The sequence below is a fragment of the Streptomyces sp. NPDC110618 genome (genome assembly GCF_055657065.1).
Map to the genome: position 1 here is coordinate 85,798 of NZ_JBVKBN010000013.1, position 17,799 is coordinate 103,596.

At 70.4% G+C, this 17,799-nt stretch carries 13 protein-coding genes and 1 riboswitch; of the genes, 2 read left to right on the forward strand and 11 right to left on the reverse strand.

Going from position 1 to position 17,799, the window contains the following annotated elements; translation table 11 throughout:
- Positions 1-197 precede the first annotated feature (197 nt).
- On the forward strand, positions 198-968 hold the full coding sequence (locus ACZ7L7_RS22575; RefSeq protein WP_093720992.1) for an ABC transporter ATP-binding protein: 771 nt from the start codon (positions 198-200) through the stop codon (positions 966-968).
- On the forward strand, positions 968-3,496 hold the full coding sequence (locus ACZ7L7_RS22580; RefSeq protein ID WP_472076926.1) for an ABC transporter permease: 2,529 nt from the start codon (positions 968-970) through the stop codon (positions 3,494-3,496). The genes ACZ7L7_RS22575 and ACZ7L7_RS22580 overlap by 1 nt, the downstream gene beginning before the upstream one ends.
- 156 nt (positions 3,497-3,652) lie before the next feature.
- Here the strand turns inward: ACZ7L7_RS22580 and ACZ7L7_RS22585 are convergent, their stop codons facing one another.
- The 11 genes from ACZ7L7_RS22585 to ACZ7L7_RS22635 form a co-directional block, all read right to left on the reverse strand.
- Positions 3,653-4,942 carry an SAM-dependent methyltransferase gene (locus tag ACZ7L7_RS22585; RefSeq protein ID WP_285516632.1) on the reverse strand — a complete coding sequence of 430 codons (1,290 nt, stop codon included), beginning with the start codon at positions 4,940-4,942 and terminating at the stop codon, positions 3,653-3,655.
- 193 nt (positions 4,943-5,135) lie between these two features.
- Complete coding sequence (locus tag ACZ7L7_RS22590; RefSeq protein ID WP_285516631.1) at positions 5,136-6,518, reverse strand: NAD(P)/FAD-dependent oxidoreductase; 1,383 nt, start codon at positions 6,516-6,518, stop codon at positions 5,136-5,138.
- Between the two features lie 444 nt (positions 6,519-6,962).
- Complete coding sequence (locus ACZ7L7_RS22595; RefSeq protein WP_471592388.1) at positions 6,963-7,904, reverse strand: Ppx/GppA phosphatase family protein; 942 nt, start codon at positions 7,902-7,904, stop codon at positions 6,963-6,965.
- The gene (locus tag ACZ7L7_RS22600) at positions 7,901-8,431 is read right to left on the reverse strand and encodes a DUF501 domain-containing protein (protein WP_285516629.1); all 531 of its coding nucleotides are present in this window, start codon (positions 8,429-8,431) and stop codon (positions 7,901-7,903) included. The genes ACZ7L7_RS22595 and ACZ7L7_RS22600 overlap by 4 nt, the downstream gene beginning before the upstream one ends.
- 28 nt (positions 8,432-8,459) lie before the next feature.
- Positions 8,460-8,936 (reverse strand): FtsB family cell division protein, encoded by a 477-nt coding sequence (locus ACZ7L7_RS22605; RefSeq protein ID WP_285516628.1) that lies wholly within the window; start codon positions 8,934-8,936, stop codon positions 8,460-8,462.
- 95 nt (positions 8,937-9,031) lie between these two features.
- A complete protein-coding gene (eno, locus tag ACZ7L7_RS22610; RefSeq protein WP_453607799.1) occupies positions 9,032-10,312 on the reverse strand; it encodes a phosphopyruvate hydratase in 1,281 nt (426 codons plus the stop codon).
- Between the two features lie 387 nt (positions 10,313-10,699).
- Positions 10,700-11,386: a transglycosylase family protein gene (locus ACZ7L7_RS22615; protein WP_472076929.1), complete on the reverse strand. Its 687-nt coding sequence runs from the start codon at positions 11,384-11,386 to the stop codon at positions 10,700-10,702.
- A 4-nt stretch (positions 11,387-11,390) separates the two neighbouring features.
- A riboswitch (cyclic di-AMP (ydaO/yuaA leader) is annotated at positions 11,391-11,571 on the reverse strand.
- 176 nt (positions 11,572-11,747) lie between these two features.
- Positions 11,748-12,728: a transglycosylase family protein gene (locus ACZ7L7_RS22620; protein ID WP_472076931.1), complete on the reverse strand. Its 981-nt coding sequence runs from the start codon at positions 12,726-12,728 to the stop codon at positions 11,748-11,750.
- Between the two features lie 210 nt (positions 12,729-12,938).
- On the reverse strand, positions 12,939-14,444 hold the full coding sequence (locus ACZ7L7_RS22625; RefSeq protein WP_472076933.1) for a cytochrome P450 family protein: 1,506 nt from the start codon (positions 14,442-14,444) through the stop codon (positions 12,939-12,941).
- Positions 14,441-16,678 (reverse strand): SEL1-like repeat protein, encoded by a 2,238-nt coding sequence (locus tag ACZ7L7_RS22630; protein WP_472076935.1) that lies wholly within the window; start codon positions 16,676-16,678, stop codon positions 14,441-14,443. Before ACZ7L7_RS22630 ends, ACZ7L7_RS22625 begins: the two co-directional genes overlap by 4 nt.
- A 51-nt stretch (positions 16,679-16,729) precedes the next feature.
- Entirely contained in the window at positions 16,730-17,716 is a 987-nt protein-coding gene (locus ACZ7L7_RS22635; RefSeq protein ID WP_472076937.1) for a nucleoside triphosphate pyrophosphohydrolase, read from the reverse strand.
- Positions 17,717-17,799: the final 83 nt, after the last annotated feature.

Genomic DNA, 17,799 nt, shown 5'->3' on the forward strand with positions numbered 1-17,799 from the left:
AACAAGGACGCTCCACCTGTTCTTGACGCGAGGTCTCTCAGGGGCCGCCGTCATCCCCAGGTATGACACCCCGGCTCCCGGTGCGACCCGAGTCTGCCTTCGGAACCGGAACAGCGGCTGACTACACGGCCGCCCCCGCAGCGGACGATGGAACACATCCCCCGAACACGTCCACGTCTGCCGAGGAGCGCCTTCACGTGACCACCACACCTATCGCCGGCCGGGCCACCGCCGTGGCCGCGCGCGCCACGGATCTTTCGAAGGTCTACGGACAGGGCGAGACCCAGGTGGTCGCCCTGGACCGGGTCTCCGTCGAGTTCCGGCAGGCCGAGTTCACCGCGATCATGGGCCCGTCCGGCTCCGGCAAGTCCACGCTGATGCACTGCGTGGCGGGCCTGGACACCTTCTCCTCCGGCTCGGTGCGCATCGGCGACACCGAGCTCGGCTCGCTGAAGGACCGTCAGCTCACCAAGCTGCGCCGGGACAAGATCGGCTTCATCTTCCAGGCGTTCAACCTGCTGCCGACGCTGACCGCGCTGGAGAACATCACGCTCCCGATGGACATCGCGGGCCGCAAGCCGGACCGGCAGTGGCTGGACTCGGTCATCGACATGGTGGGCCTGCGCGACCGGCTCGGCCACCGCCCCTCCCAGCTCTCCGGCGGCCAGCAGCAGCGCGTCGCCGTCGCCCGTGCCCTCGCCTCCCGGCCGGACATCATCTTCGGCGACGAGCCCACCGGAAACCTCGACTCCCGCTCCGGCGCCGAGGTGCTGGGCTTCCTGCGCAACTCCGTACGGGAGTTGGGGCAGACCGTGGTGATGGTGACCCACGACCCGGTCGCCGCCGCCTACGCGGACCGCGTGGTCTTCCTCGCCGACGGCAGGATCGTGGACGAGATGTACCGGCCCACCGCCGACGCCGTGCTCGACTTCATGAAGCAGTTCGACGCGAAGGGCCGCACCTCCTGATGTTCCGCACCGCCCTGCGCAACGTCCTCGCGCACAAGGCCCGCCTGATGATGACCGTGCTCGCCGTCATGCTCGGCGTCGCGTTCGTCGTCGGCACCCTGGTCTTCACCAACACCCTCTCCAACGCCCTGCAGAACAGCTCCGCCAAGGGCTTCGACCATGTCGACGTCGCCGTCACCGCCGAGGCCCAGGAGTCCGAGGGCAACAAGCTCGCCCGGACGCCCGAGCTGACCGACGAACTGCTGGAGCGCAGCGCCGAGGTCCCCGGTGCCGCCTCCGCGATCGGCGTCGTCCAGGGCTTCACCGCCGTCGCCGACAAGGACGGCGACCTCGTCGGCGACGGCTTCCAGTCCCAGGGCGGCAACTACTGGGGCACCAAGGACGAGCGGTACCCGCTGGTCAGCGGGCACGCCCCGAAGGGCGAGAACCAGGTCCTGATCGACTCCGAGACCGCCAAGCGCACCGGGTACAAGGTCGGCGACACCGTGCGGCTCTCCGTCGACGGACCGGTGCTCAAGCCCACCGTGGTCGGCATCTTCACCACCGACGACGGCAATGTCGCGGCCGGCGGCAGCCTCGCCCTGTTCGACACGGCGACGGCGCAGAAGCTGTTCGGCAAGGTGGGCACGTACGACGAGATCGACGTCCGGGCCGCGGCCGGGACCAGCGAGGACCGGCTGAAGGCGGCGCTGGACAAGGCGCTGCCGAAGGACAGGGTCGAGACGGTCACCGGCGCCGAACTCGCCGACGACCAGGCCGAGATGATCTCCTCGTCCATGAGCGGGCTGAAGCAGGGGATGCTGGTCTTCGCCGGGATCTCGCTGTTCGTCGGCACCTTCATCATCGCCAACACCTTCACCATGCTGGTCGCCCAGCGCACCAAGGAGCTGGCGCTGCTGCGCGCGGTCGGTGCCTCGCGCCGGCAGGTGACGCGGTCGGTGCTGATCGAGGCGTTCGTGGTCGGCGCGGTCGCCGGGGCGGCCGGTCTGCTCGCGGGCATCGGCATCGGCGCGGGCCTGCGCTCCCTGATGGGCGCGCTCGACGCGACCGTCCCCGACGGCCCCCTGGTCATCTCCTCCGGCACGATCGGCACCGCCCTCGGGGTCGGCGTGGTGATCACCATGCTGGCGGCGTGGCTGCCGGGCCGCCGGGCCGCGAAGATCCCGCCGGTGGCGGCGATGAGCAGCCTGCACGCCCAGGCGACCACCAAGTCGCTGGTGCTGCGCAACACGCTCGGCGCGCTGTTCTCCGCCGCGGGCATCGCGGTCGTCCTCGCCGCTACCGGCATGGACGGCTCCAGCGGCCAGGCCCCGATGGGCATCGGCGCGGTCCTGCTGATCATCGGTGTCTTCATCCTGACGCCGCTGCTGTCCCGCCCGCTGATCGCGGCGGCCACGCCGGTCATGCGGATCTTCGGGGTGTCCGGCAAGCTCGCCCGGCAGAACTCGGTGCGCAACCCGCGCCGTACCGCCGCGACCGCCTCCGCGCTGATGATCGGGCTCACCCTGATCACCGGGATGACGGTGATGGCGGGCAGCCTCCAGCAGGGCATCGACAAGATGGCCAGTTCGTCGCTGCGCGCGGACTACGTGGTCTCCATGGCCAACGGCAACTCCCTGTCCACGGACGTCGACCGGACGCTGCGCGGGCTGGACGGGGTCACCGCCACCAGCCCGCTGCGCAACGCGCCCTCGCGGATCGGCGGCGAGACCGAGTACCTCACCGGCGTCGACGGCTCCTCCATCGCGAAGCTGACCGAGCTGCCCGTGGACAGCGGCGCCTTCGAGGTCGGCGGCGGCAAGGTGGTCGTCGACGACGAGACGGCGAAGTCCAAGGGCTGGCGGGCCGGTTCCGCGTTCACCGTGCACTACGAGGACGGGAAGTCGGACCGGCTGACGGTCGCCGGGGTCTACGAGGGCAACGAGATGATCCGCGGGATCATGATCGACAACCGCATCCTCACCCCGCACCTCGAAGAGCCCGCGGACATGCAGGTCATGGTGAAGACGGCGGACGGCACCTCCCAGGCGACGAAGGACCGGCTGGAGAAGGCCCTCGGCAACAACCCGGCCATCGCGGTCCAGGACAAGAAGGACATCTCCAACGAGATCGCGCAGATGTTCACGCTGATCCTGAACATGGTCTACGGCCTGCTCGCCATGGCGGTGATCGTGGCGGTCCTCGGCGTCATCAACACCCTCGCGATGTCGGTGTTCGAGCGCTCGCAGGAGATCGGCATGCTGCGCGCGGTCGGCCTGGACCGCAAGGGCATCAAGCGGATGGTCCGGCTGGAGTCCCTGGTGATCTCCCTGTTCGGCGGGGTGCTGGGCATCGGTCTGGGCGTGTTCTTCGGCTGGGCGGCCGGTGAACTGCTGGCCGCGAAGATGCCGACGTACGAACTGATCCTGCCCTGGACCCGGATGGGCGTGTTCCTGCTGCTGGCGGCCGTGGTGGGCGTGCTGGCGGCCCTGTGGCCGGCCCGGCGGGCGGCGCGGCTGAACATGCTCGCGGCGATCAAGTCGGAGTAGCCGCGGACGTCGGGCGGCGCCGATTGGCGGGTTCGGGCGCGTGACAGGGCACCGCGTCGGCGCTGCCCGGCGCGCCGGCGGCCCGAATCGGCCGCGCGCCGGTTCCCGGCTCGGTGAAGGGCCCCGTCTCCCCTCGGAGGCGGGGCCCTTCGGTGTTCAGTTCCAGGTGCGGGCGCGCAGGGGCATCCCGGAGGCGCCGGAGTCGGGGGTGCGGACCGCCAGGATCTGGTTGACGCCGATGCGGTTGCGCTCGAAGGCGAGCGCGGAGGCGGCCATGTACAGGCGCCACACCCGGGCCCGGCCGGGGCTGGTGAGCCGTACCGCGCGCGGCCAGTCGGCCTCCAGGCGGGCCACCCAGTGGCGCAGGGTGCGGGCGTAGTGCTCGCGGATCGCCTCCACGTCCCGCACCTCGAACCCGGCGCGCTCCAGCTGGGCGACGGTGACGCCGACGGGCTGGAGCTCGCCGTCGGGGAAGACGTAGGCGTCGATGAACTCGTCGACGTGGTACGTGGACTCGTCGCGCTGCGGGCGGCGGGAGATCTGGTGGTTGAGCAGCCGTCCGCCCACGTCCAGCAGCCCGTGCAGATGGGTGGCGTACTCCAGGTAGCGCTGGGCGCCGACGTGTTCGGCCATGCCGATGGAGGAGATCGCGTCGTAGGGGCCGTCCTTGAGGTCGCGGTAGTCCTGGACGCGGATCTCGACGCGGTCGGTGAGCCCCTCGTCGGCGGCGCGCTTGCGGGCGTAGGCGGCCTGTTCCTGGGACAGGGTGATGCCGACGACGCTCACGCCGTAGTGCTGGGCGGCGTGCAGGGCCATCGAGCCCCAGCCGCAGCCGACGTCCAGCAGCCGCATGCCGGGCTGGAGGGCGAGCTTGCGGCAGACCAGGTCGAGCTTGTCGTACTGGGCCGCTTCGAGGGTGTCGTCCGGGCCCTGCCAGTAGGCGCAGGAGTACACCATGGACGGGCCGAGGACGATCTCGTAGAAGTCGTTGCCGACGTCGTAGTGGTGGCTGATGGCGCGGCGGTCGGTGCGTCTGGTGTGGAGGTGGCCGCGGCGGCGGACCTCCTCCTCGGGGGGCGCGGGCGGCAGCGGGATCCCGGTCATGGCGACCAGCCCCCGGACCGCGGCGCGGACCTCGGGGTCGCGCAGTGCCTGACCGGTCGAGCGGGCGTCCTCGCCGCGCTCCCAGATCAGGCCGGAGAGCAGGTCGAGGCAGGTGTAGAGGTCGCCCTCGATGTCGAGGTCACCGGCCACCCAGGCGCGGGCGAGACCGAGTTCGCCGGGTTTCCACAGCAGCCGGCGCACGGCCCGGCGGTTGCGGACGACCAGCGCCGGTGCCCCCGGCGGACCCGCCTGCGAACCGTCCCAGGCGCGGATACGCACCGGGAGCGGTCCTCCCAGCAACTGTTCGACGAGGCCCACCAGCCGCGGCGCGGCGTCTGCCATGGCGCACACCTCCATGCCCCAGGAGAACGGGATACCTGATGTCCAAGTACCCACGTAAACACCAACAGGGCGGCTGCGCAGTCCCCCGTCGGCGTTTTGGAGCACATGTGGCCCACGGGCCCGGGAACGCCGAAGGACCTCCCGCACCACGGATGGCGGAAGGTCCTTCGGGGATTTCAGCGACCCAGGGAGGTCAGGAGGCCTTGGCCTTCTCCTCGGTCTTCGGCGCGACGGCGGCCGGGGCCGGCTTGGCGGCCTCGTAGAACTCCTCGCGCGGGGACTCCAGCGCACCGAGCGCCACGACCTCGCGCTTGAGGAACATGCCGAGCGTCCAGTCGGCGAAGACCCGGATCTTGCGGTTCCAGGTCGGCATCGCCAGGCCGTGGTAGCCGCGGTGCATGTACCACGCCAGCCGGCCCTTGAGCTTGATCTTGAACTTGCCGACGACGATCATCGCGACGCCCTTGTGCAGGCCCAGACCCGCGACGGCGCCCTTGTTGGCGTGGCTGTACTCCTTCTGCGGGAAGCCCCGCATGCCGGACACCACGTTGTCGCCGAGGACCTTGGCCTGCCGCAGCGCGTGCTGCGCGTTCGGCGGGCACCAGGCGTTCTCGTTGCCGGCCTTGCGGCCGACCAGGTCCGGGACCTGGGCGTTGTCGCCGGCGGCCCAGATGTAGTCGGTGCCGGTGACCTGGAGCGTCGGCCGGCAGTCGACGTGGCCGCGCGGGCCGAGCGGCAGGCCGAAGCGGGCGAGCGCCGGGTTCGGCTTCACACCGGCGGTCCACACGATGGTGTTGGAGTCGACCTCAAGGCCGTTCTTCAACACGACGTGGCCGTCGACGCAGGACTCCATGGAGGTGGACAGGTACACCTCGACCCCGCGGGCCTCCAGGTGCTCCTTGCCGTACTTGCCGAGCTTCGGGCCGACCTCGGGCAGGATCTTGTCGGCGGCGTCGACGAGGATGAAGCGCATGTCCTCGCGGGAGACGCTGCTGTAGTACTTGGCCGCGTCGCGGGCCATGTCCTCGACCTCGCCGATGGTCTCCGCGCCGGCGAAGCCGCCGCCGACGAAGACGAAGGTGAGCGCCTTGCGGCGGATCTCCTCATCGGTGGTGGAGTCGGCCTTGTCGAGCTGCTCCAGCACGTGGTTGCGCAGGCCGATGGCCTCCTCGATGCCCTTCATGCCGATGCCCTGCTCGGCGAGGCCGGGGATCGGGAAGGTGCGGGAGACCGCGCCCATCGCGATGACCAGGTAGTCGAACGGCAGCTCGTACGCCTCGCCCACCAGCGGGGCGATCGTGGCGACCTTGCGGTCCTGGTCGATGGTGGTGACCCGGCCGGTGAGGACCTCCGCCTTGGGCAGCACGCGCCGCAGCGGGACGACGACGTGGCGCGGGGAGATGTTGCCGGCGGCGGTTTCGGGAAGGAAGGGCTGGTAGGTCATGTACGACCGGGGGTCGACGACCGTGACGGTCGCCTCGCCGTAGCGCATCTTCTTCAGGATGCGCCGAGCTGCGTACAGTCCTACGTACCCACCGCCTACTACGAGGATCCTGGGACGCTCCGTGGTGCTCATGCCATCGAGTATCCACCCGCCCCTGGGGGGTAGCTCGTGCGCCCCTTCACAAGCTCGGCCGGGGGGTGTGTTATCCTCCCCGGCCCGCGTGATCCACATCATGCCGATGAGAGGGAACCGGCGTCCGGCGCCGACCGTTGTCAAGGGCGCGTGAGCTGCCTCTCCTTGCATTCGAAGGCGCTGTGAGGGGTCCGAAACACTCCCGGAGGGCCGCTTCCGACAGGGGCTCCATACACCTCTTCTGAACATGTTCAAGGGGGTGTTGGCCCCCCGGAAGGGCCAACCGGCCCCTTTACGGGGCATCGCCGGACCCAATTCCTTGTGAAGAACTTCACGAACTTTCTCGCGGGAGTGCGAAGGAGGGGTCCTCAAGGACCCCTCGAACCCGCTCAGACGCTACATGACCTGCTCAAGCGAACGCTACCGAGCAGTAACAAGTGGGGGCTACGCCACCGACCAGGCGATGCCGTCGAGGATGTCGTGCTCACTCACGACGACCTCCTCGGCACCGATCCGCTCCATGATCGCCAGCAGGACGAGCGACCCCGCGCCGATCACGTCCACCCGCCCCGGGTGCATGGAGGGCACGGCGGCCCGCTCGGCGTGCGTGGAGCGCAGCAGCCACTCGGTGATCTCCCGGACCCGCTCGCGCGAGACCCGGGAGTGGTGGATGCGGGCGGAGTCGTACTCGGGCAGCTCCTGGGCGATGGCGGAGACCGTGGTCACCGAGCCGGCCAGGCCCACCAGGGTGCGCGCCTCGCGCAGCGGCACGGTCCGCTCGGCGAGGTCGAGGGCGGCCTCGATGTCCGCGCGCATCGCCGCGATCTGCTCGGCGGTCGGCGGGTCGCTGACGGCGCCCTCGCGCACCAGGTGCCGCTCGGTCATCCGTACGCAGCCCACGTCCACGGAGCGGGCGGCGCGCACATGGTCCTCGCCGACGACGAACTCCGTGGACCCGCCGCCGATGTCGACGACGAGATACGGCTTCGGCAGGTGGTCGTGCCCGGTGAGTTCCTTGGTCGCGCCGGTGAAGGAGAACTCCGCCTCCTGGTCGCCGCTGATGACCTCGGGCTCCACGCCCAGGATCTCCATGACGCCGCGCACGAAGTCGTCCCGGTTCTCCGCGTCCCGGGAGGCGGAGGTGGCCACGAAGCGCACCCGCTCGGCGCCGTGCTCCTTGATGGCGGCCGCGTACTCCCGGCAGGCGGCGAAGGTCCGCTCCAGCGCCTCCGGGGCGAGCCTGCCGGTCCGGTCGACGCCCTGGCCGAGCCGCACGATGGTCATCCGGCGGTCCAGGTCGACCAGGTCACCCGTGGCGGGGTCGCAGTCGGCGACCAGCAGGCGGATGGAGTTCGTACCGCAGTCGATGGCGGCGACACGCGTCACTGGGCGTCCTCCTGAGTTCCCGTCACACAGGCGCCCTTGCGCCACCACTCCGGCAGCATCGCCAGCGCCTCGTCGCCCAGCGGGTTCACGCCGGGCCCGGCGGCCAGCGAGTGCGCCACCAGGACGTGCAGGCACTTCACCCGGTCCGGCATACCGCCCGCGCTGGGGAAGCCCTTCAGCTCCTCGATCTCGTCCCGGCGCCGGATGTAGTCCTCGTGCGCGGCGCGGTAGGCGGCGGCCAGCTCGGGATCGGTGGCGAGCCGCTCCGTCATCTCCTTCATCACGCCCTCCGCCTCCAGCGTGCCGATGGCGGAGTTCGCCTTGGGGCACGTCAGGTAGTACAGCGTCGGGAAGGGCGTGCCGTCCGGCAGCCGGGGCGCCGTCTCCACCACGTCCGGCTGCCCGCAGGGGCACCGGTGCGCGATGGCGCGCAGCCCGCGCGGCGGGCGGCCGAGCTGCTGCTGGAAGGCCGCGACGTCCGCGTCGGTCGGCTGGGTGCGCGGCGTGGTGGGCGGGGGCGTTTCCATAACAGTGTTTACAGTCTTTCGTCTCTGTCTATCGGTCGGCGGCGTCGGACTTGTCGACCCCGTCCCAGACATTGGCGTACCAGGCACGGTCGGCGGCGCCCTGGTCGGCGCGGGTGCGCTTGACGGCGTCCGGGTCGATCACCACGTACCCGGTCTCGCCCGGCAGCACGTAGTGCAGCCGCTCCCGGATCCGCTGCTCCGCGTACGCGTCGTCCTTCCAGCGTGCCTTGAGGTCGCGCAGGTCCTCCACCCGCTGCCGGGCCTGCTCCCGCTGCTGTTCCAGCTCGGCGATCTCGGCGCGCTGGGCGACGTACTGCCTTATCGGGTAGGCGAGCGCGACGACCAGGGAGCAGACGACGAGGGCGAGCAGCGCGGCGCGGCCGGTCAGCCGGGAGCGGCGGGCCTGCCGTTTGGTCTGGGAGCGGTAGACCCGGGCCGCTGTCTGCTCCCCGAGCAGCCTGATCCTGGTCGCGGTGGAGAACCGGTCCCGGTCCTTCACGGCCATCTGCCCCGCCTCCCGTTCCACACGCGTACGTCCCCGCACACGGTACGGGACCGAGTACGGGGACGTACGTACGACTGGCTACCCCTGGGCGGTGATCAGCCCTTGAAGCGGGGGAACGCCGAGCGGCCGGCGTACACCGCGGCGTCGTCGAGGATCTCCTCGATGCGCAGCAGCTGGTTGTACTTGGCCACGCGCTCGGAGCGGGCCGGGGCGCCGGTCTTGATCTGGCCGCAGTTGGTGGCGACGGCCAGGTCGGCGATGGTGACGTCCTCGGTCTCGCCGGAGCGGTGGGACATCATGCACTTGAAGCCGTTGCGCTGGGCCAGCTCCACGGCGTCCAGGGTCTCGGTGAGCGAACCGATCTGGTTCACCTTGACCAGGAGGGCGTTGGCGGTGCCCTCCTCGATGCCGCGGGCGAGGCGCTCGGGGTTGGTGACGAACAGGTCGTCGCCGACCAGCTGGACCTTGTCGCCGAGCTTGTCGGTGATGACCTTCCAACCCGCCCAGTCGTCCTCGAACAGCGGGTCCTCGATGGAGACGAGCGGGTAGGCCGCCACGAGCTCCTCGTAGTACTCCGTCATCTCGGCGGCGGAGCGCTCCTTGCCCTCGAAGAGGTACTTGCCGTCCTTGTAGAACTCGGAGGCGGCGACGTCGAGGGCGAGGGCGATCTGCTCGCCGGGGGTGTAACCGGCCTCCTTGATGGCCTCAAGGATGAGGTCGAGGGCCTCGCGGTTGGAGCCGAGGTTCGGGGCGAAGCCGCCCTCGTCGCCGAGGCCGGTGGACAGGCCGCGGCCCTTCAGCACCTTCTTGAGGGTGTGGTAGACCTCGGTGCCCCAGCGCAGCGCCTCGGAGAAGGACTCCGCGCCGATCGGGGCGATCATGAACTCCTGGATGTCCACGTTGGAGTCGGCGTGCGAGCCGCCGTTCAGGATGTTCATCATCGGGACGGGCAGCAGGTGGGCGTTGGGGCCGCCCAGGTAACGGAAGAGCGGGAGGTCGCTGGCCTCGGAGGCGGCGTGGGCCACGGCGAGCGAGACGCCGAGGATGGCGTTCGCGCCGAGGGAGCCCTTGTTGTCGGTGGCGTCCAGGTCGAACATGGCCTGGTCGATCAGGCGCTGCTCGGTGGCGTCGTAGCCGACCAGCTCCGGGCCGATCTGCTCGATGACGGCGAGGACGGCCTTCTCGACACCCTTGCCCTGGTAGCGGTTCGGGTCGCCGTCGCGAAGCTCGATGGCCTCGAAGGCTCCGGTGGAGGCACCGGAGGGAACGGCGGCACGACCCGTGCTGCCGTCGTCGAGGCCGACCTCGACCTCGACCGTGGGGTTGCCTCGGGAGTCCAGGATTTCCCGGGCTACGACGACGTCGATGGACGGCACGAGCATCTCCTTCATGGGATGTGACGCTTGAAGTGCGGGGCACGTGAGCCTTGCGACTAGAGCCTAACCGCCTGAGGGACTTCGGCCAGCCGACCGACCGTCCCGTGGACAAGGACAGACGGTACCCATTGTTTCTTCGCGGAACAAAGGATCGGTGGTGTGCGCAACGAAGCGGGCCCGGTAGCGGGAGGGCTTCGGCCTTCGGCCGTGGGACGGCTTCGGCAGCGGGACGGCTTCGGCAGCGGGGGGCTTTCGGCAAAAGCCCCGCCCCGGTGCGTACGGGGGAACACGCACCGGGGCGGGGAGCCCGTGGGGACGGGGGTGGCCCTCACGGGGCCTCCAGTATGGAGGAGGCCGGTATGAGGGACCTGTCGTCCGGCTATGGGATTACTTGAGGTGCAGCTGCTGACCGGGGTAGATCAGGTCGGCGTCCGCGACGATGTCCTTGTTCAGCTTGTACAGCTTCTGCCAGCCGCCCTTGACGTCGTGCTCCTCGGCGATGGTGCTGAGGGTGTCGCCCTTGACGACCTTGTACTCGCCGTCACCCTTCTTGACCTTCTTGCCGGTCGGGGTGGTCACGGTCGTCTGGGCCTTCTTCTCGGCCTTCTGGGTCTTCTGCGCCGGACGCTCGGCGGTGCGGGAGGCCGGCTGCTCCTCGGTGGCACGCGGCGCGGGGGTGGTGGCGGCGGCGCCGGTGTACGGCGTGCTCGACAGGTTCACACCGCAGTGCGGCCAGGCACCCTTGCCCTGACCGGCGAGCACCTTCTCGGCGATCGCGATCTGCTGGGCCTTGCTGGCCTGGTCGGCGGTGGCGGCGTACTGCGTGCCGCCGTACGCGGCCCAGGTGGAGGCGGAGAACTGCAGACCGCCGTAGTAGCCGTTGCCGGTGTTGATGGACCAGTTGCCGCCGGACTCGCACTGGGCGACGGCGTCCCACTCGGAGGCGGTGGCGGCGGAGGCGTTGCCGGCCGCCATCAGCGGGGCGGCGACGGCGGCGCCGGTGACACCGGCGATGGCGATGGCGCGAGTGGCCTTGGACGGACGACGGTGCTTGCCCTTGCCGGAAAACAGCATGGATCGATCCCCTCACCGACGCCTGCGAGGTGAGCTGTCGGGTTCGGGCCGGTTGAGTTGCCCGGCCGCGCACTCGTGCGGTGCGCGGCTTCACCCCTAGCCGGTGCCGGCGGTCGAGTTGCCTCAACTGCCGGTCCCGGCACTTACCTTGGGTCCCCCGCTCCTGCCTACGGCGCTTGACGCGACGACTGTTCCCGTACGGCCGCTGGCAGGATTCGGCGTTGCGGCAGCCGGGGCTCGTGTTGGCGAGCGGTCCTGACCGTAGACACGCGATCCGCGGAATTTCAAAGACGATCAGGGCTTCTGAGACTCATCCCACACTGTCGCCAAAACGGGCATTCAGCACCAAACGTGACGTCAACTACTGCTGGTTTTCGACCGTTTCGCCCTCAAGATCAAGGGTCTGACCGGGGATGATGTGGTCGGGGTCGGCGCCGATGGTCTCCTTGTTGGCGGCGTAGAGCCCGCGCCATCCGCCGTCCACCGCAAAGGAGTCGGCGATACCCACGAGGCTGTCGCCGTCACGGACGACGTACGAGTCGTCGGCGGCGCTCTCGTCGGCGGGCTCGCCACGGTGGCGGCCGGTACCGGCGCCCGTTTCGGTCTCAATGAGGGCGGAATCACCATCGGTTAGACCGGAGCTGTCCGAGTTGTCACGACCTGGGGTGCCCGTGAGGTCGCCCTCGGCCCCCTGGGAGGGGTTGTTCTCGGACGTGTTCGAGGGGTCGCCAGACTCCGCCGAGTCTGATGATTCCGCATCTTCGGTGGACTTGTCCGACTTGGTGGAGTTGTCTGCACCCTGGGAGTCGGACTCGTTCGCGGAACCGCCGTCGACGGAATCCAGCACATCGGACGAGCCGGACGAGTTGGATGAGTTGGACGAACCATCTGATCTGGATGAATCGGAGTTACCGGGCGAAGCGGACTCACTCTCGTCGACACCCGTGTCGACATCGGCCGCATCCGAGTCGGCCTCAAGACCGGACAGCGGGCCACAGGTCGGCCAGGCGGCGAGACCCTGGTCGGCGAGGATGCGCTCGGCGACGGCTATCTGCTGGGAGCGGCTGGCCTGGTCGGCGCTGGGCGCGTACGTCGTACCGCCGTACTGCTCCCAGTTCTCCTGGGTGACCTGGAGGCCGCCGTAGTAGCCGTTTCCGCTGTCCTCGCTCCAGTAGCCACCGCTCTCGCACTCCGCCACCCGGTCCCAGGTGGTGCCGTCGGCGGCGCTCGCGCCGGATGCGCCGAGCAGCGGGATGGCGATGGCGGAGCCGGTCACTCCGGCCGCGACGAAGAGGGCCGGAGCCTGGCGGGGGCGACGGTGACGACCGTTCCCGGAGAGCATGCGGGGACCTTTCGGAGACAGCAAGGGACCTGCGCGGCGTCCGTCAGTTCGAGGTGCCGCGCTGACGAGTGAACGTATAGGCAGACGATCACTTGTCACAAGTTAATGCCGCACAGATCACGTGAAGATCACAAACTTGAGTGCGTGTCATGTTTGCGTACCGCCCGTATCGGCCTTCGCTTGCGGCGCGGGCGAGTTGTGGTCGAGCGGTCAGCGGCCGGGGGTGAACTCGACCGGCAGAGTGCGCAGTCCACGCATGATGAGGCCGCCGCGCCAGCGCAGATCGGCCGGTTCGGCGGCGAGCCGCAGGTCGGGCAGCCGAGTGAGGAGCGTGGCCAGCGCGGTCTGCCCCTCCAGCCGGGCGAGCGGGGCGCCCAGGCAGTAGTGGATGCCGTGGCCGTATCCCAGGTGCTGGTTGTCGCGCCGGGCGAGGTCGAGCGAATCGGGGTCGGCGAACCGCGACGGGTCCCGGTCGGCGGCGGCCAGGACGACCAGCACGGGGTCGCCGGGTGCGATGTCCTGGCCGCCGATGGTCAGGGGACGGGTGGCGAACCGCCAGGTGGCCAGCTCCACGGGGCCGTCGTAGCGCAGGAGTTCCTCGACTCCGGTCTCCAGGAGGTCCGTCTCCTTCTGGGCAAGGGAGGCCTGGAGCCGCGCGCGCTGGTCGGGGTGGGTGAGCAGGGCGTAGGTGCCGTTGCCGATGAGGTTGACGGTCGTCTCGAACCCGGCGAACAGCAGGATGAACGCCATGGCCGCGGCCTCGTTCTCGGTGAGGTGCTCGCCGTGGTCGGAGGCGCGGATGAGGCCCGAGATCAGATCCTCGCCGGGGGCGGGCTCGGCGGGCAGCGCGGCACGCTTGCGGTGGATCAGGTCGGCGAGGTAGCCGCGCATCTTCTTCACGGACCGGGCGACCCCACCGCGCGGTCCGCCCTGATGCCGGATCATCATGCCCGCCCAGTCCCGGAAGTCGTCCTGGTCCTCGCGCGGGACGCCGAGCAGGTCACAGATGGCGTAGATGGGGAGCGGGAAGGCGAACTCGTGGATGAGGTCGGCGCTGCCCTTCTCCGCGAACCCGTCGATGAGGTGGTCGGTCAGCTCCTGCACGCGCGGCGCGAACTCCGCGACCCGGCGGGGCGTGAACGCCTTGCTGACCAGCCGACGCAGCCGGGTGTGGTCCGGCGGGTCGATGTTCAGCAGATGCGTCATCAGCTCGGCCTTGCGCTCACCGGGGATACCGGTCTTGCCCTTGGCGTGCGCGGGCTCGTCGTGGTGCTCGGGGTTCTTGCTGAGCCGCTGGTCGGCCAGGGCCTGCTTGGCATCGGCGTAACGCGTGACCAGCCACGCCTCCACACCGCTGGGCAACGTGGTCCGGTGCACGGGGGCGTGCTCCCGCAGCCAGGCGTAGGCGGGGTAGGGGTTGGCGGCGAAATCCCAGGTGAAGAGGGTGGGGGGTGGGGGCGTGCCGGGGGTGGGGCGGGCGGGGGTGGTGGGGTGGGGCTGGTCGGGGGTGGATGCTCGGCGCTGGTCGCGGTCGGGGGTGTGGTGCTGGTCGGGGTCGGGGGTGTGGTGCTGGTCGGGGTCGGGGGTGTGGTGCTGGTCGGGGTCGGGGGTGTGGTGCTGGTCGCGGTCAGGGGTGTCGTGCTGGTCGGGGTCGGGGGTGTCGTGCTGGTCGCGGTCAGGGGTGTCGTGCTGGTCGGGGGTGGGGTGGTTGGTCACTCCTTGACGGTATCCGGAGGGGTGGTGGGGGCTCGGCCCAGGAGGACGTCGAGGGCAACGCCGATGGCACGCTCGGCCGACAAGGCCGGGCCGGGGACGGCGGGCGCCTCCGGGTCGGGGGCACCGTGGTGGGCCAGGGCGGCCTGGAGCTTCTCGTCCTGCAGTGCCGTCCGGAGCGCGGGGAGGAGTTCCGCCGCGGAGGCGTTGCCCTGCTCGGCCGCGACGCCGAGCCAGTGCAGGGCGCGCACCAGGAGGAGGAAACCCAGTTCCTTCGCCGGGTCGGGGTTCCCGGCCTCGGCCGCCGTCTGTATATAGGGGAGGGCTTTGCTCAACTCGCCTTTCTCCAGGAGGAGATAGCGGCCGAGCATATAGGCTTGCTGCTCATCCTCCTCCCCCACCTTGCGTAACCAGCGCTCCGCCTCGGGACCGTCACCGGCCCACGTCGCCAGCGTGGCGAGGATCGAGGGGGCGGCGGGATCCTCACCGGCCTCGGCCCAGCGCCGCACGGCGCTACGGGCCTGCCGTGACACCGTCTCGCGCTCGGGCAGGTTGTACAGCCCGGCCATCCAGGCCATGTCCCCCCAGAGGGAAGAAGTGAGGACCGGCACCTCCGGGTGACGTGCCGCGTCCGCGACGAGCGCCCCGGCCGCGCGCCAGGCCCCCTTCTCGCGCCCGGGCACAAGCAGCCCGCTGACGCCGAGCCGCGGTCTGGTCGCCCAGTCCAGGTCCTCCTGCCGGATGGGCAGCTTCAGCCGCACCTCGCTTCCGTAGATCTTCTGTTCGTTGATCAGGAAGTCCCAGGTCTCCGCCGAGAGCCCACTGGTGACCCCGCAACGGGCCGCGTCGATGGCCGCCCGCACCAGCAGGTGGGCGGTGGCCCGTCCGCCGGACCTACTCGCCCGGCGCCACTCCTCCCACAACTCCGGTCCCACGGACAGGAACTGGGTGACCCCCAGCTCGCCTCGCCGCCACGCCGCGGCGCTCAGCCGTGGGTCGTTCGACTCCGCGAGCCACGCGAGCTCCGCCGTACTCCACTCGCAGGTCAGATCCACGGTACGGGCGCCCCGCAGGGCGCGTGCCGTCTGGTCGTCGCCGAAGCGGTGCGCCTCGTACGCCGCGTCCCGCATCGTCGCCAGCACCAGTACGCCCTGATGGGGGAGCTGCGCCAACGGCCCCGCAACCAGCCCCGGTTCGCCGAAATGGTCCTCCAGGTCGTCGAGCCACACCACGTACGTTCCCGTGCGGTCCCGTCCGCGCAGAGCCGTCGGCAGCTCCCGCAGATCCGTACCCGGGTGGGCCGTGAACACCCTGGTGTCCGGGCCTGCGTTGCGCTCCAGCGCGGCCCAGGCGGTGGCCGTCTTCCCGGCCAGCGGCTCCCCGGTGACGACGACCAGCCCGCCCTCCCTCAGCCCCTTCGCCACCAGCCGGTCGAGTTCGGCGTCCCGGTCGCGCGGGACGTACGGCGGCAACTCGGGCTCGTCGTCGAAGCAGCTGACAGGGTGGATGCCCACGGCGCCGCGCCGTAACTCGCTGAGCCGGGGCCAGAAGTCCGCGAGCGCGGGTGGCGAGGAGCGGTAGTGGTTGTGCTGAACGCCGATCACTGGGGCATTGAGATGGGCGTGCCGGTAGTCGATGTGATCCTGGGCGTACGGGGGTTGGGCGGGCTCGGACGAGGCGGGCGCGGGGCCGGAGTCGGGGCCGGGAGCGGGGTCGGGGTCGGGGTCGGGGCCGGGTGCGGGGTCGGGGCCGCCAGGGTCGGGGTCAGGAGGTAATGGGCGGCGGAAAAGGTCGGCGAACACGTCGCCGAGCGAATGCGCTTGCCGGTTCTCGTCCGGGATGACGAAGCGGGCGCTCACCGGTGTCGGACCGGCGCCGAGGACGTCGCCGCACTCCCCGCAGTAGATATCGCGGTGCTCAACCCGGCTCTCACAGGTCGGACAGGAGGTGATGTCGCTCTGCCGGAAGTCCTTGATGAACCGGTTGACGTCTGTGGCGATGACCTCCTTCGTGAACGCCTCACGGATCCTGCCCTGCCAGATGCGGGCCACGTCCTGCGGCAGCAGCATCCCGTCGCACACGCCGCCCCGGTGTTCCTCCAGGTCCGCGCTCACGTCCTGCTTCATGGCCCGCTTGTAGAGGTGGACGAACGCCTGCTTCGCCCCGCTCTCCCAGCCCTCGGAGCACATCGACGACACCAGAACCCCGGCCGCCGCAGCCGCCAAATCGTCCAACACGCCCGACATGTATGCCCCCGTGCCCCAGAGCCAGCTCTGTGCGTAACCGTACTAACCTTCCAGCCCCTCGGCAGCCCGCACGGCGTCCCGGTAGGCCCGTCCCGCCGCTCTCAGTGCCGCCTCCGGGTCGATGCCCTCGGCCTCGGCGCGCACGGCGAGGGCGAGGAGTTCGTAGCCGATGCCGTCGGTGCTCGGCAGGGGGACGTCCAGGCCCGCGGTTCTGACCCGGGAGGCCAGCTTCGCGGCGAGGGCGAGGCCGGGCTGGCCGAGGGGGATGCCGTCGGTGACCGACTCCCTCTGCTTCTCCTGCGCCTTGGTGCGCAGCCAGTGCTCCTTGACCTCCTCGGCGGTACTGGCGGTCTCGTCGCCGAAGACATGCGGGTGACGGTGGATCAGCTTGGTGACGATCGTGCCCGCGACGTCGTCGATGGAGAAGGGGGCGTCGGGGTCCTCCTCGGCGATCCGGGCGTGGAAGACCACTTGGAGGAGCACGTCGCCCAGTTCCTCGCGCAGTTCGTCGCGGTCGCCCTCCTCGATCGCCTCGACGAGTTCGTAGGCCTCCTCGATGCCGTACTTGGCCAGCCCCTTGTGGGTCTGCTGCGAGGACCAGGGGCACTCGGCGCGGATGCGGTCCATGACCTGGACGAGGTCGAGGAGGCGGGCGCCGGGCAGGTCGTAGGAGGCGGGCAGCAGTTCCAGCTCCGGCATGGACACCCGGCCGGAACCGGCGAGCCGGGCGAGGCCGTCGGTCAGCGCCGGTTCGCCCTCTCCGGTCGCGACGACCACGACGGTGTGTCCGCCGGCGCAGGCGTCGACCAGTTCCTCGGCGGTCGGGGACGCCTCGGCCACCCGTATCCCGGCCTCGCGCAGGTACGGCAGCTGGGGGTGCGCGCCGTCCGCGCACAGCACGCTGTCGGCGGAGCGCAGCGCCTGCCAGGCGGGCCAGGAGAGCAGGCCGGGGGCGACGCGGTGGCTGGTGGTGAGCAGGACGATCCGGCCGGTGGCGGCCGGGGCGGCTTCGGGGCTGGTGGTGTTCACGGTTCGAAGCTAACGCACGGGGTGGACGGGGTCGGGGCGGTTGTCCACAGGCAGGGAAATGCATGTGATCGTATGACCACAGG

Coding starts and splice junctions, on each gene's coding strand:
- ACZ7L7_RS22620 (WP_472076931.1), bottom strand. CDS start 12,728: ATGCTCTCCGGGAACGGTCGTCACCGTCGCCCCCGCCAGGCTCCGGCC.
- ACZ7L7_RS22615 (WP_472076929.1), bottom strand. CDS start 11,386: ATGCTGTTTTCCGGCAAGGGCAAGCACCGTCGTCCGTCCAAGGCCACT.
- ACZ7L7_RS22600 (WP_285516629.1), bottom strand. CDS start 8,431: ATGGAAACGCCCCCGCCCACCACGCCGCGCACCCAGCCGACCGACGCG.
- ACZ7L7_RS22605 (WP_285516628.1), bottom strand. CDS start 8,936: ATGGCCGTGAAGGACCGGGACCGGTTCTCCACCGCGACCAGGATCAGG.
- ACZ7L7_RS22590 (WP_285516631.1), bottom strand. CDS start 6,518: ATGAGCACCACGGAGCGTCCCAGGATCCTCGTAGTAGGCGGTGGGTAC.
- ACZ7L7_RS22580 (WP_472076926.1), top strand. CDS start 968: ATGTTCCGCACCGCCCTGCGCAACGTCCTCGCGCACAAGGCCCGCCTG.
- ACZ7L7_RS22585 (WP_285516632.1), bottom strand. CDS start 4,942: ATGGCAGACGCCGCGCCGCGGCTGGTGGGCCTCGTCGAACAGTTGCTG.